Source organism: Dietzia sp. Die43, from assembly GCF_024519835.1.
Classification (GTDB): domain Bacteria; phylum Actinomycetota; class Actinomycetes; order Mycobacteriales; family Mycobacteriaceae; genus Dietzia; species Dietzia kunjamensis.
This window is the reverse complement of the sequence record NZ_JALJRF010000005.1, coordinates 1-23,276: the sequence shown is the minus strand read 5'-3', so window position 1 is coordinate 23,276 and position 23,276 is coordinate 1. Positions and strand designations below refer to the sequence as shown.

At 69.6% G+C, this 23,276-nt stretch carries 19 protein-coding genes and 1 riboswitch; of the genes, 10 read left to right on the top strand and 9 right to left on the bottom strand.

All coding sequences use genetic code 11. The features are described 5' to 3' along the window. Positions 1-4 precede the first annotated feature (4 nt). Complete coding sequence (locus NR111_RS05270) at positions 5-2,383, top strand: MMPL family transporter (RefSeq protein ID WP_256820154.1); 2,379 nt, start codon at positions 5-7, stop codon at positions 2,381-2,383. Then, the gene (locus NR111_RS05265; RefSeq protein WP_256820153.1) at positions 2,376-2,981 is read left to right on the top strand and encodes a TetR/AcrR family transcriptional regulator; all 606 of its coding nucleotides are present in this window, start codon (positions 2,376-2,378) and stop codon (positions 2,979-2,981) included. The genes NR111_RS05270 and NR111_RS05265 overlap by 8 nt, the downstream gene beginning before the upstream one ends. 54 nt (positions 2,982-3,035) lie before the next feature. Here the strand turns inward: NR111_RS05265 and NR111_RS05260 are convergent, their stop codons facing one another. From NR111_RS05260 to NR111_RS05245, 4 genes are read right to left on the bottom strand one after another with little or no spacing between them, the layout of a single operon-like run. Further along, the gene (locus tag NR111_RS05260; RefSeq protein ID WP_256820152.1) at positions 3,036-3,857 is read right to left on the bottom strand and encodes an MBL fold metallo-hydrolase; all 822 of its coding nucleotides are present in this window, start codon (positions 3,855-3,857) and stop codon (positions 3,036-3,038) included. Next, the gene (locus NR111_RS05255) at positions 3,857-4,759 is read right to left on the bottom strand and encodes an ABC transporter ATP-binding protein (RefSeq protein WP_256820151.1); all 903 of its coding nucleotides are present in this window, start codon (positions 4,757-4,759) and stop codon (positions 3,857-3,859) included. Before NR111_RS05255 ends, NR111_RS05260 begins: the two co-directional genes overlap by 1 nt. Then, entirely contained in the window at positions 4,756-5,784 is a 1,029-nt protein-coding gene (locus tag NR111_RS05250) for an iron ABC transporter permease (RefSeq protein WP_256820150.1), read from the bottom strand. Before NR111_RS05250 ends, NR111_RS05255 begins: the two co-directional genes overlap by 4 nt. Then, complete coding sequence (locus NR111_RS05245; protein ID WP_256820149.1) at positions 5,781-6,728, bottom strand: ABC transporter substrate-binding protein; 948 nt, start codon at positions 6,726-6,728, stop codon at positions 5,781-5,783. Before NR111_RS05245 ends, NR111_RS05250 begins: the two co-directional genes overlap by 4 nt. Positions 6,729-6,816: 88 nt before the next feature. Further along, positions 6,817-6,961, bottom strand: a riboswitch (cobalamin riboswitch). A 156-nt stretch (positions 6,962-7,117) separates the two neighbouring features. Here NR111_RS05245 and NR111_RS05240 point away from each other — a divergent pair. Further along, positions 7,118-7,534: a carboxymuconolactone decarboxylase family protein gene (locus NR111_RS05240; RefSeq protein ID WP_256820148.1), complete on the top strand. Its 417-nt coding sequence runs from the start codon at positions 7,118-7,120 to the stop codon at positions 7,532-7,534. Between the two features lie 87 nt (positions 7,535-7,621). After that, positions 7,622-9,256: a long-chain fatty acid--CoA ligase gene (locus tag NR111_RS05235; protein ID WP_007631572.1), complete on the top strand. Its 1,635-nt coding sequence runs from the start codon at positions 7,622-7,624 to the stop codon at positions 9,254-9,256. A gap of 331 nt (positions 9,257-9,587) precedes the next feature. Here the strand turns inward: NR111_RS05235 and NR111_RS05230 are convergent, their stop codons facing one another. The 3 genes from NR111_RS05230 to NR111_RS05220 form a co-directional block, all read right to left on the bottom strand. Continuing rightward, the gene (locus tag NR111_RS05230; protein ID WP_256820147.1) at positions 9,588-10,955 is read right to left on the bottom strand and encodes a cytochrome P450; all 1,368 of its coding nucleotides are present in this window, start codon (positions 10,953-10,955) and stop codon (positions 9,588-9,590) included. Positions 10,956-11,123: 168 nt separating this feature from the next. Next, positions 11,124-12,761, bottom strand: coding sequence for an acyl-CoA dehydrogenase family protein (locus NR111_RS05225; RefSeq protein WP_256820146.1), 1,638 nt, complete (start codon positions 12,759-12,761; stop codon positions 11,124-11,126). A gap of 45 nt (positions 12,762-12,806) precedes the next feature. Beyond that, positions 12,807-13,631: a thioesterase family protein gene (locus tag NR111_RS05220; RefSeq protein WP_256820145.1), complete on the bottom strand. Its 825-nt coding sequence runs from the start codon at positions 13,629-13,631 to the stop codon at positions 12,807-12,809. Between the two features lie 248 nt (positions 13,632-13,879). Here NR111_RS05220 and NR111_RS05215 point away from each other — a divergent pair, with 248 nt between their 5' ends. The 3 genes from NR111_RS05215 to NR111_RS05205 all read left to right on the top strand — a co-directional run bounded on the left by NR111_RS05215 (position 13,880) and on the right by NR111_RS05205 (position 17,680). After that, positions 13,880-14,635, top strand: a complete 756-nt coding sequence (locus NR111_RS05215) for a hypothetical protein (protein ID WP_256820144.1) — start codon at positions 13,880-13,882, stop codon at positions 14,633-14,635. Positions 14,636-14,685: 50 nt separating this feature from the next. Continuing rightward, entirely contained in the window at positions 14,686-16,038 is a 1,353-nt protein-coding gene (locus NR111_RS05210) for an alpha/beta hydrolase domain-containing protein (protein WP_256820143.1), read from the top strand. A 241-nt stretch (positions 16,039-16,279) separates the two neighbouring features. Beyond that, the gene (locus tag NR111_RS05205; protein WP_256820142.1) at positions 16,280-17,680 is read left to right on the top strand and encodes an IS1380 family transposase; all 1,401 of its coding nucleotides are present in this window, start codon (positions 16,280-16,282) and stop codon (positions 17,678-17,680) included. Positions 17,681-18,407: 727 nt separating this feature from the next. On the opposite strand, the gene NR111_RS05200 is transcribed toward NR111_RS05205, so the two are convergent. Both NR111_RS05200 and NR111_RS05195 read right to left on the bottom strand, forming a co-directional pair. Further along, a complete protein-coding gene (locus NR111_RS05200) occupies positions 18,408-18,680 on the bottom strand; it encodes an LGFP repeat-containing protein (RefSeq protein ID WP_067478016.1) in 273 nt (90 codons plus the stop codon). 327 nt (positions 18,681-19,007) lie between these two features. After that, positions 19,008-19,397 (bottom strand): heavy metal-responsive transcriptional regulator, encoded by a 390-nt coding sequence (locus tag NR111_RS05195; RefSeq protein ID WP_007928756.1) that lies wholly within the window; start codon positions 19,395-19,397, stop codon positions 19,008-19,010. Positions 19,398-19,502: 105 nt separating this feature from the next. Between NR111_RS05195 and merA the strand changes: the two genes are divergently transcribed. The 3 genes from merA to NR111_RS05180 all read left to right on the top strand — a co-directional run bounded on the left by merA (position 19,503) and on the right by NR111_RS05180 (position 23,107). Then, entirely contained in the window at positions 19,503-20,903 is a 1,401-nt protein-coding gene (gene merA / locus NR111_RS05190) for a mercury(II) reductase (RefSeq protein ID WP_017838447.1), read from the top strand. Between the two features lie 220 nt (positions 20,904-21,123). Next, positions 21,124-21,726, top strand: a complete 603-nt coding sequence (locus NR111_RS05185; protein ID WP_094364518.1) for a recombinase family protein — start codon at positions 21,124-21,126, stop codon at positions 21,724-21,726. A 1-nt stretch (position 21,727) separates the two neighbouring features. Continuing rightward, the gene (locus NR111_RS05180) at positions 21,728-23,107 is read left to right on the top strand and encodes a Mu transposase C-terminal domain-containing protein (protein WP_256820141.1); all 1,380 of its coding nucleotides are present in this window, start codon (positions 21,728-21,730) and stop codon (positions 23,105-23,107) included. Positions 23,108-23,276 lie beyond the last annotated feature (169 nt).

The following is a 23,276-nucleotide window of genomic DNA, read 5'->3' as shown; positions in this document are numbered from 1 at the left end:
GCGCATGGCGTCATTCCTCTACCGCATCGGGCGGTCCGCCTATCTGTTCAGATGGCGGTTTATCGCAGCCTGGATGCTGTTGATCGTCGGTGTCGGCACGGCCGCCGCCACGTTGACCCAGCAGACCAGCACCACCTTCTCGATCCCGGGACTGGAGTCGATCGAGACCCAGGAGGAGATGCAGGAGAGGTTCGCCGGCGCGGGCAGCCAGCTCGACGCCCCGACGGGGACCGTCGTCATCGGGGCGCCCGAGGGCAGCACTCTTACCGACCCGGCGGTGTCCGAGGACGTCGACGCCTTCCTCGCCGATCTCCGCGAGTTGGACTTCCTCGCCGGGACCGACGCGCTGGTCAGCCCGGTGGTCGCGGCCGAGGGGCTGTCGGAGCAGTTGACCGCGGCCAAGGCCGAGCAGGGCATCACCGAGGAGCAGATCGCGGCCGATATCGCCGCGTTGAGCCCGCTCAGCCCGGACGAGAGCACCGGCACGGTCGAGGTGCGGTTCGACGCCGAGAGCACGATGGACGTGCAGGCCGAGGACCGCGAGGCCTTCGCCGAGGTCGTCGCCGAGCACGAGGGCGACCTGACGATCGCGTACTCCGGCAACGCCTTCCAGATGTCCGAGATCAGCGCCGTCGGCGAGATCATCGGCATCGCGGTCGCCGCCGTGATCCTCCTGGTCACCTTCGGTTCGCTCATCGCCGCCGGCATGCCGCTGCTCACGGGCGTCATCGGCGTCGGGATCGGCATCGGCGGCATCTTCACCGCCACCGCCTTCACCGACACGATCAACACCATGACGCCGACCCTGGCGTCCATGATCGGCCTGGCCGTGGGTATCGACTACGCGCTGTTCATCGTGTCGCGCTTCCGCACCGAGCTGGTCAAACACATCGGCGGCAACGATCTCGAGCCCGCCGAACTCGCGGAGAAACTCAAGGCGATCGACGCCCACAAGCGTGCACACCTCGCCGGGCTCGCGGTCGGCAAGGCCGGATCCGCGGTCGTCTTCGCAGGACTGACCGTGCTCATCGCCCTCGCGGCGCTGTCGATCATCAACATCCCGTTCCTCACCGCGATGGCGCTGTCCGCCGCCGCGACGGTGGCGATCGCCGTGCTGGTCGCGATCACGCTGCTGCCGGCCATCCTCGGCGCGGTCGGCACCAAGCTCTTCGCCGCCCGCATCAAGGGCGTCAAGGCGCCCGACCCGGAGGACGAGAAGCCGACGATGGGCCTGGCGTGGGTCCGCCGGATCCGTGCCCGTCCCGTGCTCTTCGCGGGCGCCGGTGTCCTGCTGCTCCTCCTGCTGGCCATCCCGGCCGCGCAGCTGCGGCTGGCCATGCCGTCCGACGGCACGATGGCCCCGGACACCCCGAACCGTATGGCGTACGACATGACGGAGGAAGCGTTCGGCCCGGGCCGCAACGCCCCGATGATCGCGCTCGTCGACACCCTGCAGGTGCCGGAGGAGGAGCGTCCGGCGGCGTGGGCCGCCGCGGTGGATCAGATCCAGGCGTTCGACGGGGTGGAGAACGCGCAGATCATCGAAACCAACGAGGCCGGTGACGCCGCCCAGGTGCTCATCACCCCCGAGTACGGTGCCACCGACGAGCGCGCCGCGAGCGTCCTCGAGGAGATCCGGTCCGGAGCCGAGGGCTTCGAGCAGGAGACCGGGGGGACCTACTCCGTCACCGGCGTCACCCCGATCTACGAGGACATCTCCGAGCGTCTGACCGAGGTGCTGCTGCCGTATGTCGGCATCGTCCTCACGCTCGCGTTCATGCTGCTCATGTTGGTGTTCCGGTCGATCTGGGTGCCGCTGATCGCCGCCCTGGGCTTCGGTCTCTCGGTGGCGGCGACCTTCGGCATCACCGTCGCGATCTGGCAGGAGGGTTGGCTGGGCATCATCTCCGATCCGCAGCCGGTCATCAGCTTCCTGCCCATCATGCTCATCGGCATCGTGTTCGGGCTCGCCATGGACTACCAGGTCTTCCTGGTCTCGCGCATGCGCGAGGGCTGGGTCCACGGCAAGACCGCCCACAACGCGGTCGCCAACGGCTTCAAGCACGGCGCCCGCGTGGTCACCGCGGCGGCCCTGATCATGATCAGCGTCTTCGCCGCGTTCATGTTGATCGACGAGCAGTTCATCAAGGTGATGGGCTTCGCCCTGGCGGTCGCCGTGCTGTTCGACGCCTTCATCGTCCGCATGACGATCATCCCCGCGGTGATGTTCCTCCTCGGCGAGCGCGCCTGGGGCCTGCCGCGGTGGTTGGACAAGATCCTCCCCACCGTCGACGTGGAGGGCTCCGCCCTGGAGACCGGGCAGCAGGAGAGCTCCGCTGTGGCATCCGCCGACGGTGGTGAGAAGGCCCGCGTCGATGCCTAGCCTGCGTGAGCGCAAGAAGGCCGACACCCGCAGCCGGCTCGCGGTGGCCGCCGTGGAACTCCTGGTGTCCGAGGGCGCCGAGGGGGCCACGGTGTCGGCCATCGCGGGCCGGGCCGGGGTGTCCACGCGGACGTTCCACAACTATTTTCCGCACCGCGAGGACGCGCTCGTGCACTTCCTGCGTGAGCAGGTGGACGAGTGGGTCGAGCAGGTCGAGCAGGCGCCGGCGGACCTGTCGCCACTGGATGTCCTGCGCTCGACCTTCCACGAGCTCTACGGGCGCTCGGCGGACGACATCGACGCCGCCGAGAACCTGCTGGTGGCCGGGGAACAGATCGGCCTCATGCTCGGTCCGGACGCCCGGACCAGCATCGCCGAGAACATCCTGGATCCGCTCTACGAGGCGGTCGGCCGCCGAGCACCGCAACTCAACCGGTTCCGGGTCCGCGTCATGGTCGACCTGAGCCTCGCCGCCGGGGCGTCGGTGCTCAGGCACCGACCGGGTGGGGCCGGGCCCGCCGACTCCGCCGAGTCCTACCTGGACGAGGCATTCGATCTCCTCCAGCACGGCGCGGCGCGGTTCCTCGAGCGCGGCTGACCAGCGCGACTGACCAGCGCCACTGACCAGCGCGCCCGGGCTGACGAGACCGGGTCAGTACAGCCGGGGAGCCTCCCCGCAGCGGACGACCTCGCCGTCGACGCCGGCCCGCGCACCGTGCTCCCGCAGGCGCGCGTCCAGCTCGTCGGGCGGCGGATTGTGGTGGCCCAGGTGCACGGCCACCACGTCGGTCCGCTCGTCGACCGCCCCGATGTCGCGCAGTCGCCGGAGCATCGCCCCGAACCGGTCCAGGCCCAGGTGGGCGGGGGAGATCTCCTCGCGGTCGCCCAGTGTCTCCTCGAGGAAGACCGCGTCGTAGCGGGCGCCGCGCACCGCGGTGAACCACTCGTCGTCCCACGGCCCGGTGTCGCTCGCCCACAGCAGGCGGGCGCCGCCGGGCCCGGTCACGTCGTAGAGCACCGCGTCGCCCTCGCGGAACACGCGGTGCCGGGCGGGCAGCACCCGCACGTCGTACGCGCCGACCCTGAGCCGGTCCCCGGCGGAGACGGGGACGAAGCGCACCGGGTCGTCGGGGCCCACCCAGGGCCGACACGCGTCGAGCGCGTCCGCGGGGCCGACCACCTCCAGCTCACCGGCGTCGGGGACCCACGAGCGGAACAGCAGGACCTGGGGTCCGAGATGGTCGGCGTGGGCGTGCGTGACGAGCAGATGCCGCACCCCCGCCAGAGACCGTCCGAGCCGCACGGCCGAGCCAGGTGCCTCCGGTCCGCAGTCGACCAGCAGCTCGTCGTCGACAAGCGCGGAGGTCTGGCCTCGCACCACGCCGAGCCGGCGTGCCTCGTCGCACGACGGACACCGGCAGAACGGGTTGGGCCAGCCGTCCGCGGCGCCGGTCCCCAGCAGGACGACCTCCATCAGACGCCCGCCTCCGGCGCCGCGCCGGGCGCCCACCCCGGCCCCGGCGCCGACCCGGGCGCGCGGTCCGGCCCCGCCTCACGCAGCGGCAACACGGCGCGGCCGTCGCGGCGGTCGAGGACCTCCACCCGCGCGTCGTAGACCTGCGCCACCCGCTCGACGGTGAGGACCTCCTCGGGCCGGCCGTCGGCCACCACACGGCCCCGGTCGAGCAACACCAGCCGCTGCCCGTAGTGGGCGGCCGAGGTGAGGTCGTGCATCGCCGCCACGACGGTCAGGCCGGTCTCGCGGCGCATGGAGTCCACCAGGTCGAGCACCTGCTGCTGGTGGCCGATGTCCAGTGCGCTCGTGGGCTCGTCGAGCAGCAGGACCCGCGGTTCCTGCGCCAGCGAGCGGCCCAACACCACCCGCTGCAGTTCGCCGCCGGACAGCGTCGTGGCGTTGCGCGAGGCCAGGTCGTGCAGGTCCAGGCGGTCGATGACGCGGTCGACGACCTCGTGGTCGTCGGCGGTCTCGGTGCCGAACCGGCCGATGTGCGGGGTGCGGCCGAGTCCGATGAGCTCGCGCGCGGTGACCCCCTCGGGGACGACCGGGCGCTGCGGCATCATCGCTACGGTCCGTGCCACCGTGCGGCGACCCGCGCGGCGCGGGGTCAGTCCGTCGACCTCGATGTGACCGGCGGCGGGGATGAGCCCGGCGAGCGCGAACAGCAGGGTCGTCTTGCCGGAGCCGTTGGGGCCCACCAGGGATACCCACGATCCGGCGTCCACGGCGAGGTCGATGCCGTGGAGGATGGCCGTGCGGTCCCGGGTGACGTGCAGGTCGCGGCAGGCCAGTGCGACTGGCGCGGCCGCCGCGGCCGCCGCGGCTGACGCGGGTGGCGTGGGTGGCGTGGTGGTCATATGTGCCCCCGGCTGCGGCGCAGGACGATGAGGAAGAACGGGGCGCCGATCGCGGCGGTGACCACGCCGATGGGCAGCTCGGCCGGGCTCATCGCGGTGCGGGCGACGACGTCGGCGAGGATGAGGAAGGCCGCGCCGACCAGCAGCGACACCGGCAGCAGCAGCCGGTGCCCGGGCCCGATGAGCATCCGCACGGCGTGCGGGATGACGATGCCCACGAACCCGATCAGACCCGACACGGACACCACCGCCGCCGTCCCGAGGGTGGCCACGCTGATGAGGACCAGGCGCACCCGCGCCGGGGCGATACCCAGCGTGGCGGCCTCGGCGTCCCCGACCGCCATCACGTCGAGGGTGCGCCGGAACAGGGCGATCACGGCCACCGCCACGAGCACGTACGGCAGCACGGTCTGCACGTCGGTCCAGCCGCTTGTCGTGAGCCGGCCGAGCATCCACGAGTACACCTGCCGCAGGGTCTCGTCGTGGCGCTGCATGAAGAACGTCTGGATGGCGCTGGCGAACGCCGCCACCGCGACGCCGGCGAGGATGATGACGACCTCGCTGCGTCCGCCGCCGACACTGCGGCCCAGCGTGTAGGTGGCCAGCACCGCGATCATGCCGCCGGCGAACGCGGCGGGCGGCACCATCGCCGAGCCCATCGCGCCGCCCACGACGATCGCCAGGGTGGCACCCAGCCCCGCCCCGCTGGACACCCCCAGCAGGTACGGGTCGGCGAGCGGGTTGCGGAACACGCCCTGGTAGGTGGCCCCGGCGATCGCCAGCATCGCGCCGACGATCGCGCCCAGCACCACGCGCGGGATGCGGATCTCCCACAGGATTACCTGCTGACGCTCGGTGAACCCGGAGTCGATGTCGACCAGCGGCAGCCGGCCCACCAGCTCGAGCACCACGCCGCCCGGGGTGAGGCCGGCCGGGCCGATGAGGGTGCCGAGCAGGACCGCCGCGGCCAGCAACAGCGTCGCCCCGCCCAGCACGAGGGCGTGGCGGGGCGACGGGCGGGTCACGAGGCGGGCTGGTTCGCGGGGCTCCCCGCGGTCTCCGGCGCGGCATCGGGCACCGCGGTGACGATCTCGGCGACCTCGCGCATGAAGTCGACCACCCGCGGGCCCCACCGGCTGGACAGGTCCTCGTCGACCACGTGGACGCGCCCCTCGCGCACGGCGGTGAGTCCGTCCCAGCCCGGCCGCTCGGCCACGACCTCGGGGGTGACGCCGCAGCACTGGCCGTCGGCGAGGAACACCAGGTCCGGGTCGGCCTCGAGGATGAGTTCCTCGGACAGCTGCGGGTAGGGATCGTCGCCGGTGGCGATCGAGGTCAGGCCCAGCAGGGAGTAGATCTCGCCGACGTAGGTGTCGTCGGTGACGGTGTAATAGGTGTCGTCGAGCTCGTGGAAGTACGTCAGCGGCGTCTCGCGCTCCGGCACCGAGGCGACGATCTCGTCGATCTCGCCACGCATCCGCGACACGAGTTCGGCGGCCTCGCCGATGTGCCCGGTGGCCGCCCCGACCTGCTCGAGCTGGGCGTAGGTGTCGTCGAGGGTCTGCGCGGCGGGCAGCTGCAGCACCTCGACGCCGGAGCGTTCGAGGCCCGCCACGATGTCCCCGGTGTCGTCGGTGAGCACGACGAGGTCCGGCGCGTACCCCAGGATCGCCTCGAGGTTGGGCGTGTACCCGGACAGGTCGGTGACCGGGGCGTCGGAGGGGAAGTCGGACCGCTCGTCGACCGCCACGACGCTGTCCCCGGCGCCGACGGCGTAGAGCATCTCGGTGGTGGTGGGGGCCAGCGAGACGATCGCCTGCGGCTCGTCGGCCGCGGCGGAGGTCTGGTCGGCCGGGGCCGGGTCGTCGCCGCCGGTGCCGCTGCACGCGGTGGCGACCAGAGCCAGGGCGGCCAGGGGGGCGAGCAGCAGCGAGCGGGCTCCTGCCCGGCGGGCTCGTGGATGGTGCATGGCATCCTCCGTGATTCGGAGGACGAAAACAGCTCGGGCCGCGGCCGGGGCCGCTGCACGCGACCGTCCTTCGTCCGAGGTCAGTACGTACGGCTGCCGCGGAACCGGCCGACCTGGCTCGCCCGTCCTGAGACGGGATCACAGTTGCGGGACAGCGTCGGATTCGCACCGACTTCCGCCGAGTTGCCGCGGGGTCCGACGCTGGTGGCCGGACCCGTCGAGGGTATCCCACCCGCCGCCGCGTCCGCCCATCTGCGTGCCTCCGCCGCCGCCCCTGTCCGAGCCGTCCCCGCGCCTGGCCGGGGCGGGGCGAGGTCACGCGGAGCTGGTGACGACGGTCGGGGAGGATGGATCGCGATACCTGTCGGCAGTGGGAGAGGACCGTGGAGATGACGACGACGACGAGTTCTGCAGGCGAGGGGCCTTCGGCCGCGGATCTGCGCGAGCAGGGTTTCGCGACCAGGCGCGAGGTGATGAGCGACGACTTCGTCGACCGGGCGATGGACCGGGCTGTCGGGACGGAGTCGGAGGCGATCCAGCACGTGGTCACCGAGAACGTGTGGGGCAACATCTGGAACCGGCCCGGGCTGGGCCGCCGGGACCGCAGCCTGCTCAACATCGGGATGCTCGTGGCACTGCGCGCGGACGCCGAGCTGGCGGGGCACGTGCGCGGCGGGTTGACCAACGGGTTGACCCGCGAGGAGATAACCGAGGCGGTCATCCACGCCTCGGGGTACTGCGGCGCGCCGGCGGCGCTCTCGGCGATGAGGACGGTCCAGACCGTCTTCGACGACCTCGACGGGTAGTCGACCATACGAACCAGGAACGTCGTCGACGGCAGGTAGTCTCGACACGAGAGTGACAGACGCCACCCCTCGATCAAGGAGCCCCTCATGAAGAGCACGATGATGCCGGAGCAGTTGAACATCAGCACGATCCTGCAGTTCGGTGCGACCGTCCACTCCGATGCGGTCGTCACCACCTGGACCGATCAGGGACCACGGAAGATCACCTACGGCGATCTGGGCAAGCACGCCGCGCAGCTGGCCAACGCGCTGCGTTCCCTGGGGGTCGACGGTGACCAGCGGGTCGCCACATTCCAGTGGAACAACTCCGAGCACTTGGAGGCCTACCTCGCGATCCCGTCCATGGGCGCCGTGCTGCATCCGCTGAACATCCGGCTGTTCCCGGACCAGCTCGAGTTCGTGGCCAACCACGCAGAGGACAAGGTCGTGATCGTCGACCCGAGCCTCGTCCCGCTCCTGCAGCCGCTCCTGCCCCGGTTCTCGACGGTCGAGCACGTCATCGTCACCGGTGGGGGCGCCGCGAACCTCGAGGCTCCCGAGGGCATCCAGGTGCACGACTACGACGCGCTCCTCGCCGCCCAGCCCACCGAGTTCGATTGGCCGGAGGTCGACGAGAACTCCGGCGCCGCGATGGCCTACACCTCGGGCACCACCGGCGACCCGAAGGGCGTCGTCTACTCGCACCGGTCGATCTACCTCCACTCGATGCAGGTGTGCATGTCCGACGGCATGGACATCTCGCTCGACGACAACGTGCTGGCGATCGTGCCGATGTTCCACGCCATGTCGTGGGGCCTGCCGTACGCCGCGTTCATGGTGGGCGCCTCGCTGCTCATGCCGGAGCGTTTCCTACAGCCCGAGCCGCTGGCCGCGATGATCGCCTCCGAGCGTCCGACGCTGGCCGCCGCCGTCCCCACGATCTGGCAGGCAGTGGACGCGTACAGCGTGGACCACCCCATCGACATGTCGAGCTTCCGTGCGGTCGTCGTGGGCGGCAGCTCGTGCCCGCCGGAGCTGATCCGCAAGTTCCGGGACAAATACGGGATCAACATCGTCCACGCGTGGGGCATGACCGAGACCTCGCCCATCGGCACCCTGTCCCGCCCGAAGGCATCCCTGCCGGAGGAGAAGCAGTTCGAGCTCCGCATGACGCAGGGCCGACTCATCGCCGGCGTGAAGGCCCGTATCGTCGACGATTCCGGCCAGGCCCTGCCATGGGACGGCGAGTCCGTCGGCGAGCTGGAGGTCCGCGGCCCGTGGATCACCGGCAGTTACTACAAGGTGGACGCCTCGGACTCCTTCGACGACGGCTGGCTGCGCACCGGCGACGTGGGGTATATCAAGCCCGAGGCGTTCCTGCAGCTCACCGACCGCGCGAAGGACATCATCAAGTCCGGTGGCGAGTGGATCTCGTCCGTCGAGGTGGAGAACTACCTCCTCGAGCACCCGTCCGTGGCGGAGGCCGCCGTGATCGGTGTCCCCGACCCCAAGTGGGACGAGCGGCCGCTGGCCACCATCGTCGTCAAGGACGGTGTGCCCGACCCGAGCGTCGAGGAGCTGCGCGATCACCTGGCCGAACGGATGGCCAAGTGGCAGGTGCCCGAGAAGTTCGCGTTCGTCCACGAGATCCCCAAGACCTCCGTCGGCAAGCTCGACAAGAAGCGCATCCGCGTCTCGCATTCCGACGGCGAACTCACCGTGGTGAACGCCCTGGAGAACTAGGCAGGCGGAAGGTCGAACGCGGGAACGCGTCGTCGGCCAGCGGAGGGCCCGGGATTGCGGTATGACCGCCCCCGGGCCCTGCTTCTGCGCTACTGGCTGCTCGGTGCCAACCGTCCCGCCGGCCGCCACGCCGGCCGCCACGCTGGCCGCCGCCACGCTGGCCGCCGCCACGCTGGCCGCCGCCACGCTGGCCGTCCCGCCGGCCGACACGCTGGCCGTCCCGCCCCCCCCGCCGCCGCGGCATCATCGCCGAGCAGAGGATTTCGCTCAGACCCACTCGGGCGATACAGGCGAAATCCTCTGGACGGCGGAGGCCGGGCGGGCGGCGGGGTCAGTTCGCGGCGACGCGGGCCAGCGGCCGCAGCGAGACGGGCAGTCCGTCCGCGGGGTAGGGCAGCGAGTCGTTCTTCATGGGCGGCACGTAGTCCAGCGGGACCGACCACTCGAAGTGGCGTAGCAGTGCACTGAGCACCAGCTTCGACTCGAGGTTGGCGAAGATCATGCCGAGGCACTTGTGCACCCCGCCGCCGAACGGCTCCCACGCGAAGCGGTGCGACTTGTCCTCCCGCCGCTCGTCGGAGAAGCGTTCGGGGTCGAAGATCTCCGGGTCCGTCCAGTACTCGGGCATGTGGTGCGAGTACAGCGGCATGATCGAGGTGAGTCGGCCGGCCGGGATCTCCACGCCCAGGATCTCGGTGTCCTTGACCGTCTTGCGTGCCATCACCGGCACCGGCGGGTGCAGGCGCAGCGACTCCTTCATCACCAACCCCAGATCGGGCAGCTCCTCCAGCTCGGCCATGGTGGGGTTCGGACCCAGGTCCTGGCACTGTCGGCGGAGCCGCTCCTGCCACTGGACGTCGCGGCCGAGCTCGTAGACCATCGACGTCACCGTGCTGGTGGTGGTGTCGTGCGCGGCCATGAGCAGGAAGATCATCTGGTTGACGATGTCGTCGTCGTCGATCCCGCCGGAGGCGTCCGCCACCTGGCACAGGGCGGAGAACAGGTCCTCTCCCGGGTTTGCGCGCCGGGCCGGCAGGTGGCGGCGCAGGAACTCCTCGAGCAGCCGGCGCCCCCGAGCGGCACGGCCCCACTTGGTGAACGGCACCGCGGTGGAACGGACATAGCCGTTCGCGGCCTGGACGCAGTCGACGAACGCGGTGTTGACCTTGTCGAGCTCCCCGGGTGCGGCGTACTCCGCGCCACCCATGAACACCTCGGTCGCCAGGTCGAGGGTGTGCGTCTTGAGCGCGGGATAGATCTGGAACGCCCGGTCCGGGGCCCAGGCGCCGATGCCCTCGTCGACCAGCGGGGCGAGTCTGCGGGTGTAGCCCTCGAGCCGGGGACGGGTGAACGCCTCCTGCATGATGTGGCGGTAGTGGTGGTGCTCCTCGAAGTCGAGCAGCATCAGCCCGCGGTTGAAGAACGGCCCCACCAGGTATCCCCAGCCGGGGCCGCTGGCGAACGCCTTGTTCGCGTTCTGCAGGGCGGCCTGGCAGGCGTCGGGGCCGATAAGGGCAGTCCACGTGGCGCCGAGGAAGTTCAGGTCGGAGACGGGACCGTGATCGCGATAGCGGCGGGCCATGGTCGCCAGCGGGCTGTGGACATATTCGAGCGTGCCGCCGAGGACCGGCAGCTTGGAGCGCAGTGGGGCCGGGCCGGGTCGGTAGACCCTCTCCCGCGGATCACCAGGGATGGACATCAGGCACCTCGTTGTCGGGTGACCCCAGTGTGTGACAGCCGTCACTAGTTGTCACGCGATTACCGAAACCGGCGGTGTCGTTTCTTTCACCCGGCCCCGCTGGCGGCGGCTCGGCCTGCCGGCAGTCCCGCCGGCCGTGACACCACCGGCCGGCAGCCCCCGCCCGACTCAGGCTCGGGCGACCAGTGCGTCGATGTCCACGCCGTCGGGCAAGGCGCCGTACTCGGCCGAGCGGTCGTCGCCGAGCCGGGCCAGGCAGAACGCCTCCGCGACCCGGGCCGGAGCGTGGGCGAGCAGGACCGCGCCCTGCTGGGCCAGCGCCATCGCCTCCACCAGGCGGCGGGCGATCCCGGGGGCGGCGCCCGGGTCGGCAGCCGCGCGGCCGATCAGCGCGCGCACCCGCTCGACGTGCCGGTCGTACAGCTCGTGACCGCCCAGCTGCGCGGCCAGTTCGGCGTCGAACGCGGCCACGGACTCCGGCTCGCGGGCCATCGCCCGCAGCACGTCGAGCGCGATGACGTTGCCCGAGCCCTCCCACACCGCGAGGACCGGCTGCTCCCGGTAGCGGCGGGCGAGCGGGAACGACTCGGTGTACCCGTTGCCGCCGAGGCACTCCAGCGATTCGTAGGCGTGGTTCGGCCCGCGCTTACAGATCCAGTACTTGGCGACCGCGGTGGCGAGCCGGCGGTAGGGGGCGGACTCGTCGTCGTCGTACGCCGAGGCCAGGCGCAGCGCGGTCCACGTCGCGGCCTCCGCCTCGAGCTGCAGGTCCGCCAGTACCGCGGCCATCGCGGGCTGGTCGATCAGCGTCGCGCCGAACGCGGCCCGGTGCCGGGCGTGCCACGCCGCCTCGGCCACGCCCTGACGCATGCCCGCCGCCGCGCCGAGCACGCAGTCCAGGCGGGTCCGGCCGACCATCTCGATGATCGTGCGCACACCGCGGCCGGGTTCGCCGACCATCCAGCCGAGCGTGCCGTCGAACTCCACCTCCGACGACGCGTTGGACTTGTTGCCCAGCTTGTCCTTGAGGCGCTGCACGAGGAACGGGTTCTGCTCGCCGCCGGGCAGGACGCGCGGGACGAGAAAGCAGCTCAGGCCAGCCGGCGCCTGCGCCAGCACGAGGAACGCGTCCGACTGCGGGGCCGAGCAGAACCACTTGTGTCCACGCAGGACGTAGCAGTCACCGTCACCGACAGGCTCGGCGGTGGTGGTGTTGGCGCGGACGTCCGAGCCGCCCTGCTTCTCGGTCATGGCCATCCCGAACAGCACGCCCGACTTGGTGGCGGGATCGCGCAGCTCGGGGTCGTACACCGTCGACAGCAGCGCCGGTTCCCACTCGGCGGCCAGCTCGGGGCTCAACCGCAGCGACGGGACCACCGCGTGTGTCATCGACAGCGGGCACCCGTGGCCGGCCTCGACCTGCGAGACCAGCATGAACCCAACGGCCCGCTCGACGTTCGCCCCCGGCCCCGGGTCGGCCCACGCCGAGGTGTGCAGCCCGCGGGACACCGAGTACTCCATGATCCGGTGGTAGGCGGGGTGGAACTCGATCTCGTCGACCCGGTTGCCCCACCGGTCGTGGGCGCGGTGCACCGGCGTGAGGGTGTTGGCCAGCTCCGCGTCGTGTTGGTACTGCTCGGTGCCCACGTGGCGGCCGATCTCGTGGAACCTCTCGACGCGGGCGTGCGGGGAGAACACCGCGACGGCCTCCTGCAGTGCCGGGTTGAGGGCGTACTCGTCCACGTCCACGCGGGGCGGCGCCTGGTTGAGGACCTCGTGGGTACTGCGGTGTCGGGTCGAGGACATGGGTGCTCCCCCTCTAGTTCTTGAGATGCTCAGTTCTTGAGATACTCAGTTCTTGAAATACATAAGCTGCGTGCCCGTGGCCAGCAGCGTGCCGTCGCGGCTCCACAGGCGCGCGGCCTCGTCGTGGTAGTTGCCGTGGAACCGGTGCGAGTGCACGCTGCCGAGCAGGAAGTCCGTGCCCTGGGCGGCGATCTCGTCGGCGGTGGCCAGGAAGTGGATCGTCAACGTCACCGTGCCCGCCGGGACCGGCCGACCGAGCCGGAGGAACGACCTCGGGAAGAACGAATCACACAGGGACGTCAGCGCGAGATGGTCGAGTCCGCGGGGCTGGTCGTCGCGGATCCACATCGTCGTCGTCGACTCCGGTTGCTCCTCACCGGAGGCCACGTCGTCCCACCCTCCGGTGACGAACCGCATGTCGTAGTTGTCGACCCACCGCACGCCGCGGTCCGACGTGGCGGCGGTGAGCTCCTCCGGCGCGGGGACGGCCGGCGGGGAGGTCTCGGTCTCCGACCACGTCTCGCGGCGCAGGCCGGTGATCGCGGTGGCGGTGGTGACGACCTCGTCGCCCTGGCGCATTTCCACCCACCAGTGCTGGTTGGAGCGGTTGGTGCGGGCGGGTCGGGCCTCGATCTGGAACTCGCCCTCGGCGACCGGCCCGGCGTAGTTGAGGGTCAGCGCGAGCGGGTCGCCGTGCTTCTCGGGGTGCTGCAGGATAGCGCCCAGCATGGTGGCCGCGGTGATGCCGCCGAACGGCCCGACCATGTTGGCCCACGCGGCGTGGGTGCGGCCGCGGAAGCGGTTCTCGCCGATCGGCTCCAGCGCGACCGCCTCGTCGAACACGTGGGTGGGGGCGTCCTGACCGGTCACGGGACCTCCTGTGGGGCGAGGGGATGGGCGGGGGGTGGGCGAGGGGATGGGCGCGGGCTCACCGTACCGAGGAGAGGGGCGACGACGACGAAGAACGCCCGCCACCGGGGATCGTCCGGCTTTTCTCGGGGTTGCGAGGCAGCGGCCGCGCAGGTGGGGCGGGTGACAGCGGTTGCCCCCCTCGGCGGCCCTTTATATAGTAAAGACGACCTCACAATGTGTGGCTCCGAACGTGCAGGAGACGCGCGATGACCGGACTGCCCAAGTTCGCCGCCTCGAGAACGCTGATCGCTGCCGTCGCGGCGCTCGCCGCCGTGCTCGTGGTGGCATTCGGCGTGGTGGCGCTGGTCCGCCCCGGAGGCGACCGCTCGGAACCGGTGGCCACCGACGCCACGACGTCCTCCCCTGCGACCTCGCCCTCATCGCCCCGCATGTCGCGGCTCATGCCACGCTCCTCCGCGCCGGAGATCACCGGGATGCTCGAGGTGTCGGGACCGGAGTGCGACGCCGGGGTGATCAACGCCGACCTGTTGTACCCGAACAGCGGCGCGCGGATCATCGACTGCGGATCCGGGTGGGCGGTCATGGCCAGCGCGGTGTCGGGCGACCCCTACTGGGTCGCGTATTCCGACGGCAGGTGGCGCAGGGTCGGGGACGTGTCGATCTACCTGGGGACGTGTCCGGACGAGGCGATCGCCCGGGGCGCCCCGGCGTGGATGGCGCAGAAGCACCTGGGGGACTGCTCGTCACGGGGCCGGAGCGCCCCGCCGGCGCTGGGGGCGGCGGCGGTCGCGTCCACGCCCACGCCTCGCGCGACGACCCCGACCCCGGCCGCGACTTCCCCGACACGCACGAGTACGCGGACCGCGTCGCCGTCGGAAGAGTCCACATCATCGTCGACGAGCACCACGCGGACCAGCGCCACCACGCCGGCGTCCTCCACGCCCACCCAGGTGCCCACGTCCACCTCGCCGGGCAACGACGCGGCCGCGGACGGCGGGTAGAGACGCGAAAGGGATCCGGATCGGGCGTCGGTCGGGAGAGAATCTGGATCATGCAGCCAGTCCAGACGCCGACGTTCACCGAACTCACCGAGGGGCGGATCGCCCCGCCCATGGCCGCCCGCCCGGGCCCGGACCTCGCGGTGGCGGGGTTCACGGAGTCGGAGTGGGCGGCGTCCGGTGAGGCGGTGTCCTACTCGGTCGGCGAACTGCCCACTGACGGGCGCATCCAGCTGGCTCAGGCCGATTCGGCGCCGTTCGCCACCCGCGTGCTGGTCCGCCGCCCCGACGCCGCCCGGTTCAGCGGCGTGGTGCTGGTCGAGTGGCTCAACGTCAGCGGCGGCCAGGACGCCGCGCCGGAGTACACCTACCTCGCCGATGAGATCGTCCGCGCCGGCCACGCGTGGGTCGGGGTGTCGGCGCAGTTCATCGGCGTGGAGGGTGGCGACGCCGCCGTAGGGATGGGCGGGCAGACCGTCGGCCTGCGGGCGCAGCGGGCCGAGCGCTACGGCGAGCTCCGCCACCCGGGGGACGCGTACTCGTACGACATCGTGACCCAGGTGGGCCGGTTCTGCCGCGAGGCGCGCGACGACGGCCCGCTGGCCGGGCTGGTGCCGGAGACGGTGCTCGCGATCGGGGAGTCGCAGTCGGCGATCGCCCTGACCTCTTACATCGACGGTGTGCACCCGCTGGTCGGCGTGTTCGACGGGTTCCTGTTGCACAGCCGCGGCGGGGGCGCGCTGCCGTTCGACGACCGTGGCTGCGCGGCCGGCATCGCCACCGCCGTCCGCTCGTCCACCATGCTCCTGCGCGACGACCTCGACACCCCCGTGTTCGTCGTCCAGGCCGAGGGTGATCTGGGCGGGTTGCTCGACTCGGCCCGCTCGCGTCAGCCCGACTCGAAAGCCATCGTCACCTGGGAGATCGCGGGCCAGGCGCACGCGGACGCCTACCAGTTGGGTGAGCTGGCGGGCCTGGTCGACTGCGGGGGCGCCATCAACAGTGGCCAGCAGGTGTTCGTGGTGCGGGCCGCGCTGCGTCACCTGGTGTCGTGGGTGGCCGGCGGGGCGCGACCGCCTGCCGCGCCACCGGTCGAACTCGACGACGACGAGGTGGTCCCGGGCGATCTGGGCATCGGCCGGGGTGGCGTGCGGACCCCGGCCGTGGAGGCGCCGGTGGAGAGATTGGTCGGTGCGCCGTACCCGCAGTCCGCGCCGTTCTGCATGCTCCTCGGTCGCACGGAGGAGGTGGCCGAGGAGCGGTTGCGGCAGCGGTGGTCGGGCCGCGACGAGTACCTGCGGGCCTACGAGGAGGCCACCGACCGGCTCATCGCCGAGGGTTTCCTGCTGGCCGATGACCGCGCGGAGATCCTCGCCGACGCCCGCCCGGAGCGCATCAGCTGGTGAGCGTGGGCCGGCCGGGGGCGCATATGCTCCGATGAGGTACACATCAACGGGAATCGAGCCCTGAAGTCCCTGATGTCGAGGTCACCGTCGCCCCTGCAGTAGCTCGATAGTCTCAAGCTAACCCGGGTGATTCATGGGGATCTGCGGATCGCTGGGCGAAAATAGACCGAAGTGCTTCCTGAACAGGGGAAACTGGGACTTGTCTAAGGTTCCATGTTCTCCAGCAGAAAGCACTCGGTAGGTGAAGCGTACTTCGTGGTCGGCCGGTCTGTCCGTTACTGCAGATGGTGTCGGGGTGATCTCGCATGCCGGGGCCATCGTGCCTCGTCTTCTGGCTGATCAGGTCGGTCTGACCGCCGAGCTGTCAGGGGCCATGTCTCGCCGACAATTCATCCCGATCCACGACCGCGGCCGTGTGCTGATCGATACCGCGGTGATGCTCGCCGATGGCGGCGAGTCCATCTCCGACATCGGCGTCCTGCGCCACCAATCCGGGGCCCTGGGCCCAGTGGCCTCGGCGCCGACGGTGTGGCGCACGCTCGATGAGGTCACTGCCGGCAAGCGCAAGAAGATCCAGGTCGCGCGTGCCCGCACCCGGCGGCACGTGTGGTCCCAACTGCCCGGCGGAGTACCCGCATCGGCGTGTGCGGGGCGGGATCTGGGATCGACGGTCGTGCTCGATGTGGATGCCACCATCGTGGTCACCCACAGCGAGAAGGAACATGCAGCTCCGACATATAAGCGCACGTTCGGGTACCACCCGATCGGCGTGTGGTGCGACAACACAGAAGAGTTTCTCGCCGCGAGCTTGCGCCCGGGCAACGCCGGGTCCAACACCGCCGCCGACCACATCGACGTCCTGGGCCAGGCAATCGCGCAGATCCCCGCCAACCATCGACGTGATCTGCTGATCCGCTCCGACGGCGCCGGCGCCTCCCACGACTTGCTGGATTGGATCACCGAACAGAACCGCGTCCGTGGTCGACAGGTGGAGTACTCGGTCGGCTTCTCCATCACTGCCCCGATTCGTCGAGCCATCGCGACCTGCCCCGAAGCCGCGTGGGGACCAGCGCTCAACCCCAACGGGGACATCCGCGACGGGGCCGACATCGCGGAGCTGACCGGGTTCCTCCTCCAACGGATGCTCGCAAAGTGGCCAGACGGGATGCGGGTGATCGTCCGCCGCGAGCGGCCCCACCCCGGCGCCCAACTGTCGATGTTCGAGGAGATCGATGGATGGCGCTACCAGGCGTTTGTCACCAACACCGCCACCGGTCAACTGCAGTTTCTTGAAGCCAGGCATCGGGCTCACGCCCGGGTCGAGGACCGGATCCGCCACGCAAAAGACACCGGACTCGGACGTCTGCCCTCACGCGAGTTCGCGCTCAATCAGGCTTGGCTGGTGGCAGTGATGATCGCCGCAGATCTGGTGGCTTGGACTCGGATGCTGGCCTGCACCGGCGAGGCCGCCGTTCTCGCCTTGTGCGAGCCCAAGGCGCTGCGATACCGCTTCCTTCACGTGGCAGCCCGGCTGACTCGTAGCGGCCGGAGACGACGGGTGAAGATCCCAGAGACGTGGCCGTGGGCCACCGCCATCGTCGCCGTGTTCAACAAGATCGCCGCGATCCCCAAACCCGCCTGACCTCACCTGCCCGCCCACGACAGCACCACCCGGATACCCGCCCACCGGCAGCGCCAGCCGGCACCCCCGCACGCCCACACGCGAAAACAAGCCCGCCGTCACCCGACAGCAGCAGTCACACCGGCCCGTGAATCAGCGGGGCTAATCGGCGCTCACGCACGGAGGCGTCATCTGCGAGAACTCCTGCGGTATTCGCGAATCCAGATTCCCGCCATCGAGACGGCTCCTCCTACCGCCAGAGCCATCCCTACCGCCGCGGCGACACCTCCCCACTTCGAAGGGTGGATCACTCCAAGCGCCCCCCTCTCGCCGTCCGCATAGCCCCTTGCCGAACATATCCATCCCGGAGGGAAATAGGACCACGCTGCCCTCCATTCAACCACTGAATCGGCCTTATCAATTATTGCCTGGTATTCGTCGCGCTGAGACTGGAGGGCCGGCGCGTCGGAATAAGTGCTACGGCATCCGTTATTGTCGCCAACGTCTGGGCCTCTTACTGTGAGTGCAAAACCGTACACAGCAATAATCACTAGCGCCCCAGTTATAGCCACGAATCGTGCGAGAACTATTGCACTGTTTCTGCGTTTCGAATTATTGACCATGCGTTTCAACCCCGCCTAGAATTAACCAAACAGTACACGCTTCATGGCAACTTTCGCCCTACAACGAGCGCTGCCCCTAGTTGCATACCCTTCTAGGGGCAGCGCTCGCGGCTACCGAGTCCGCCTTAGGAAGTGATCAACGCCCCTGTATTGCGGATCCAGCGAATCCAGCCTCCTTCAAAGTTCACCTGTTTTCCGTCCGGGGTGTCGAATTCGCTGGTCGTGGGCAGCCCGAACCTGCCGTTCTCGTAGCCCTGTCTTCCGTATTCCTGAAAGATCGCTCCCCACACTGCTTGGGCGTTGGTGGTCGGCGACCAATATATGTTTCCGGTTTCGAATCGGTTGAAGGAGCAAAATCCACGGTTGGGGCACGGCAATTCGTTGCTGGTGGGGTACATCAGGCTCCCTGCCTCAGCTCCGAGTTCCAAGTAGCGCTCCCCGATTCTCTGAGTCGACCACACTTTCGGTCGCCGACGACCTGCCCTCCGAGGAGCTTTCGCTGCGCGGGGCGCTTGGTCGCGGGCACCGGAAGCTCGAGAGGGCCTGGTGAAGCAGATCGGACCCTCCGACACCATCGAACGAAAGTCGATCTGTTGGGGTACACCCGTGCGGGACGGCGAGCCTTGCACTGTTCTCGCTTGTGGCTTTCGCCGTTATATGGCGGGGTTCTGTCGACGCTCTGTGGCGGCATCTGCTCATGGCGATACACGCGAGCACCGGTCTGGTCACAGATAGCGGCAGACGGTCGTGGTGTCGCATTTGGTGGGGTCGCTGGTGGTGGCACTGTGGTGAAGGTGCGCGACGGTGTGTCGCAGTGCTTGCAGGTCGGCGATTTGGCGGTCCAGGTCGCCCAGGTGGGCTTCGAGCAGGGCGTGCACGTGCTGGCAGGGTGCGACTCCGGCGTCGCGGATGTCGAGGATCTCGCGAATCTGGGCCAGGGTGAGCCCAGCGGTGCGGCCGCGGCGAACGAAGTCCAGGCGCGCCAGGGCCGCAGGGGTGTAGTCGCGGTATCCGTTGGCGGTGCGCTCAGGCGCAGGTAGTAGGCCGGCTTCTTCGTAGAAGCGCAGCGTCTTGGTTGTGGTGCCGCTGGCCACGGCCAACTCACCGATGCGCACAGTGGCCCCTTTCTCGGCTCTCGTCCATGTTCGCCTTGACCTTCCCCTGCGCTGGAACGTCCACTATGGACGCTGAAGAGGGGTCACGCGAAGGAAGGTGGGCAAATGGGTGTGGACTACGACGTCGATCTGGCCGTGATCGGCTCAGGAGGCGCGGCGATGTCCGCCGCCATCGCGGCCAGCCAGGCCGGTAAGAGCGTCGTGCTGGTTGAGCGCGGTGTTCTGGGCGGGACGTGCGTGAACATCGGCTGCGTGCCGTCCAAGACGCTCCTGGCGGCCGCCGGGGCCCGGCACGCCGCGCTCACCAATCCCTTCAAAGGTGCCCCAACGTCAGCCGCACCGGTGAACCTCGGCGATCTGGTGGCCCAGAAGGACGCACTCATCGAGCGCCTGCGTGATGCGAAGTACGCCGATGTGGCCGCTGCCTACGGCTTCCAGGTCCGCCCAGGCCAGGCCAGCTTCCTGGACGGGGACACCCTGGCCGTCGACGGCCAGGCGCTGCGGGCCCGGGCCTATCTGGTCGCCACCGGTGCCACCCCCGCCATCCCGGAGGTGGTCGGTCTCGACTCTGTGGACCGGCTGACGTCCACCACCGCGATGCAGCTGACCGAGCTGCCTGAGTCCCTGGTCGTTATCGGTGGCGGGTACGTCGGGATGGAGCAGGCCCAGCTGTTCGCTCACCTCGGCACCCGGGTCTCTGTGGTCGGGCGTCTGGCGCCGCACGCCGAGCCGGAGCTGGCCCAGAGACTTCGGGAAGTCTTCACCGACGACGGCATCACCGTGGTCGAAGAGCGCGCGACCACTGTGGCCCGCGAACCAGGCCCCGCAGGAGAGGTGGTGGTGACCACGGACTCGGGCGAACAGGTGCGCGGCGCGCAGGTCCTGGTGGCCACCGGACGCCTGCCCCGCACCGACGGCCTGAACCTGGCCGCTGCCGGTGTGGACGTGGACGAGCGCGGCTTCGTCGTGGTCGACCAGACCCAGCGCACCTCCAACCCGCGCGTCTGGGCCGCCGGTGACGTCTCGGGGGCTCCCCAGTACGTCTACGCCGCCGCCGCCGGCGGTCGGGCCGCCGCGCTCAACGCCCTGACCGAGGACAGGTACCCGCCGGCAGCTCGGGTCGACTACGCCGGCTTTCCTGCGGTCGTGTTCACCCGGCCCCAGCTGGCCTCGGCGGGGTTGACCGAGGACGAGGCCCTCACCCGAGGGCACGCGTGCGACTGCCGCGTCCTGGACCTGTCCGATGTCCCCCGGGCGCTCGTCCAGCACGACACCCGCGGGGCGGTGAAGCTCGTCGCCGACGCCGTGAGCGGCAAGGTTCTGGGCGTGCACGCTCTGGCGGACGGGGCCGGGGAGATCATGCTGGCGGCCACCTACGCCATCAAAAGCGGCATGACCGTCGACGATCTGGCCGACACCTGGGCGCCGTACCTGACCATGAGCGAAAGCCTGCGCATCGTGGCCGGCCTCTTCCGAAACCAGATGCCGACGTCATGCTGCGCCTGAAACTCGCGGCCCCAGCGGGGTGGACGAGGGCTCCCGCGGCGGCCCGCCTGGCGCCGTGAATGTGCCTTAAAAACCTACAGTCTTATGAGACACCAGGCGGGGACCGGACGCCGAGACCGCTTCATGGGCCGAGGGGCACCTTCTGCCTCTCGCGAAGTCGTCTCACCGTGAACTGTCGCAGGGTGGTGCTCGGTAGGGGTTTGTGAGTCATAATCATGTCATGAGGCTCTTGGGGTACACCCGCGTGAGCACTGCGAGTCAGGACGCGCAGTTGCAGTTGGATGCACTCGTGGATTCCGGGGTGCAGAAGCGGGATGTGTTCGCGGATGTGACCTCGGGTAGCCGGACCGCGATCGAACGCCCGGGGATGAAGCGCCTGTTGGACTATGCCGAGTCCGGCGACACGGTCGTGGTGTGGCGCATCGACCGGCTCGGCCGATCCTTGATCGATGTCCTCAACACCGTGAACCTGATGCGCGACAAGGGCGTAAAGATCAAGTCGCTTTCGGACGGCATCGACCCGGAGACCACTTCCGGCCGGTTAATGCTGGGCATGCTGGCCACGCTGGCCGAGTACGAGCGCGAGCTGATCACCGAGCGAGTCAATGCCGGCATCGCTGCGGCGAAGCAGAGCGGTACCCGGTTCGGTCGGCCGCCTGTTGACCCGGCGGTGATTGCGGAGAAACTCGACATCGCTCGGGACGCCCGCGCCAAGGGTCGCACCGCCGAGGAAGCCGCCCGATTGGTCGGATGGTCTCGCGCCACGCTGTACCGGCACCAACAGGCTGCCCGCGACCGCGACATGGTCTCCCAGCAGGTGTGACATGGACGGGCCGCAGCGGTGGCGAATCCTCCGGCTTCACGTCGAGGACGGCATCTCGCTGACGACCCTGGCCCGTGACACCGGCACCGGGCTGCGGACACTGCAACGCTGGCACCAGCTTTACAAGACCGGCGGCATCGCGGCGTTGGAGCCGCGGCCACGACGCGACACGGGATCTCGACGCACTCCGGCGGAACTGGTCACGTTTCTCGAGCACCTCGCGCTGACCCGCCCACGCCCGATCACCGCTGCATTGCACCGGCTCACCACGGCCGAAGCGGGTCGCTTGGGGCTGACGGCCCCGAGCTATGCCACGGTCCGCGCCATCGTCCACGCTTTGGACCCGGCCCTGGTGACGCTTGCTCTGGAGGGGCCGGCAGCATATCGGGACCGCTATGAACTGGTGTTCCGCCATCGCGCCGAACGGCCGAATGTGACGTGGCAAGCCGATCACACCGAACTCGACATCCTCATCACCGGCGCCAGCGGCACCCCCGACCGGCCCTGGCTGACGGTGGTGATGGACGACTACTCCCGCGCGGTCTGCGGGTACATGGTCTTCACCGGGGCGCCATCGGCGATGAACACCGCGCTGGTGCTACGACAGGCGATCTGGCGCAAGACCGAACCGGCCTGGGCGATGTGCGGACTACCCGACGTCCTCTATATCGATCACGGCAGCGACTTCACCAGCCGCCACCTCGAGTACACCGCGGTCTCACTGAAAATCCGCCTCATCTTCTCCACCGTCGGTCGCCCGCAAGGCCGAGGCAAGATCGAGCGGTTCTTCGGCACAGTCAACACCGAGCTCCTGGCCACCCTGCCCGGACATCTGGCACCAGGGGCCAAGACACCTCCATCTCTGGATCTACCTGCGCTCGATCAGGCGATCGCCGGTTTCATCGCCACCTACAACGAGCGGACCCACCGGGAGATCGGGACGAGCCCGAAGAAGGCGTGGATCGGTGACGGGTGGTTGCCACGCATGCCCGAATCCCTCGATGAACTCGACGGACTGCTGCTGACGGTGCCCAAGCACCGCACCGTGCAGCGTGACGGCATCCACTTCCAAGGCCGGCGCTACCTCGCGCCAACTCTGGCACCGTTCGTTGGCCGCCCGGTGACGATCCGCTACGACCCGCGTGACATCTCCGAGGTTCGCGTATACGACCGCGACACCTTCCTCTGCGTGGCCATCGATGAGGCGCACCCGAACCAACGGGTAAGCCTGCAAGAAGTCGAGACCGCACGCCGAGCCCGCCGGCGCCAACTGCGCAAAGACATCAACGACCGCATCCCGCGTATCGCCGATCGGGCCGAACCGCGCACCGCCGCCCCCGGAGCGCGGCCAACCAAGCTGCGCACCTACGAAGAGGACTAAGGATGGCCAAGGACTTCATCATCACCAAGGAACATCGCCGGTTCACCGAATTCGCCACCGCGGTACGCAAGGAACGCACCATCGGCATCTGTCACGGCGACGCCGGCATCGGCATGAGGTTCCCCCGGATCCGTAGAGGGATCAGCTATAAGGGGAAGCGATGCCAGAG

Bases quoted from the DNA above. Each gene is read 5' to 3' on its own strand.
- NR111_RS05270 (WP_256820154.1), top strand. From the start codon at position 5: ATGGCGTCATTCCTCTACCGCATCGGGCGGTCCGCCTATCTGTTCAGA.
- NR111_RS05265 (WP_256820153.1), top strand. From the start codon at position 2,376: ATGCCTAGCCTGCGTGAGCGCAAGAAGGCCGACACCCGCAGCCGGCTC.
- NR111_RS05260 (WP_256820152.1), bottom strand. From the start codon at position 3,857: ATGGAGGTCGTCCTGCTGGGGACCGGCGCCGCGGACGGCTGGCCCAAC.
- NR111_RS05255 (WP_256820151.1), bottom strand. From the start codon at position 4,759: ATGACCACCACGCCACCCACGCCACCCGCGTCAGCCGCGGCGGCCGCG.
- NR111_RS05245 (WP_256820149.1), bottom strand. From the start codon at position 6,728: ATGCACCATCCACGAGCCCGCCGGGCAGGAGCCCGCTCGCTGCTGCTC.
- NR111_RS05240 (WP_256820148.1), top strand. From the start codon at position 7,118: ATGACGACGACGACGAGTTCTGCAGGCGAGGGGCCTTCGGCCGCGGAT.
- NR111_RS05235 (WP_007631572.1), top strand. From the start codon at position 7,622: ATGAAGAGCACGATGATGCCGGAGCAGTTGAACATCAGCACGATCCTG.
- NR111_RS05230 (WP_256820147.1), bottom strand. From the start codon at position 10,955: ATGTCCATCCCTGGTGATCCGCGGGAGAGGGTCTACCGACCCGGCCCG.
- NR111_RS05225 (WP_256820146.1), bottom strand. From the start codon at position 12,761: ATGTCCTCGACCCGACACCGCAGTACCCACGAGGTCCTCAACCAGGCG.
- NR111_RS05215 (WP_256820144.1), top strand. From the start codon at position 13,880: ATGACCGGACTGCCCAAGTTCGCCGCCTCGAGAACGCTGATCGCTGCC.
- NR111_RS05210 (WP_256820143.1), top strand. From the start codon at position 14,686: ATGCAGCCAGTCCAGACGCCGACGTTCACCGAACTCACCGAGGGGCGG.
- NR111_RS05200 (WP_067478016.1), bottom strand. From the start codon at position 18,680: ATGTACCCCACCAGCAACGAATTGCCGTGCCCCAACCGTGGATTTTGC.
- merA (WP_017838447.1), top strand. From the start codon at position 19,503: ATGGGTGTGGACTACGACGTCGATCTGGCCGTGATCGGCTCAGGAGGC.
- NR111_RS05185 (WP_094364518.1), top strand. From the start codon at position 21,124: ATGAGGCTCTTGGGGTACACCCGCGTGAGCACTGCGAGTCAGGACGCG.
- NR111_RS05180 (WP_256820141.1), top strand. From the start codon at position 21,728: ATGGACGGGCCGCAGCGGTGGCGAATCCTCCGGCTTCACGTCGAGGAC.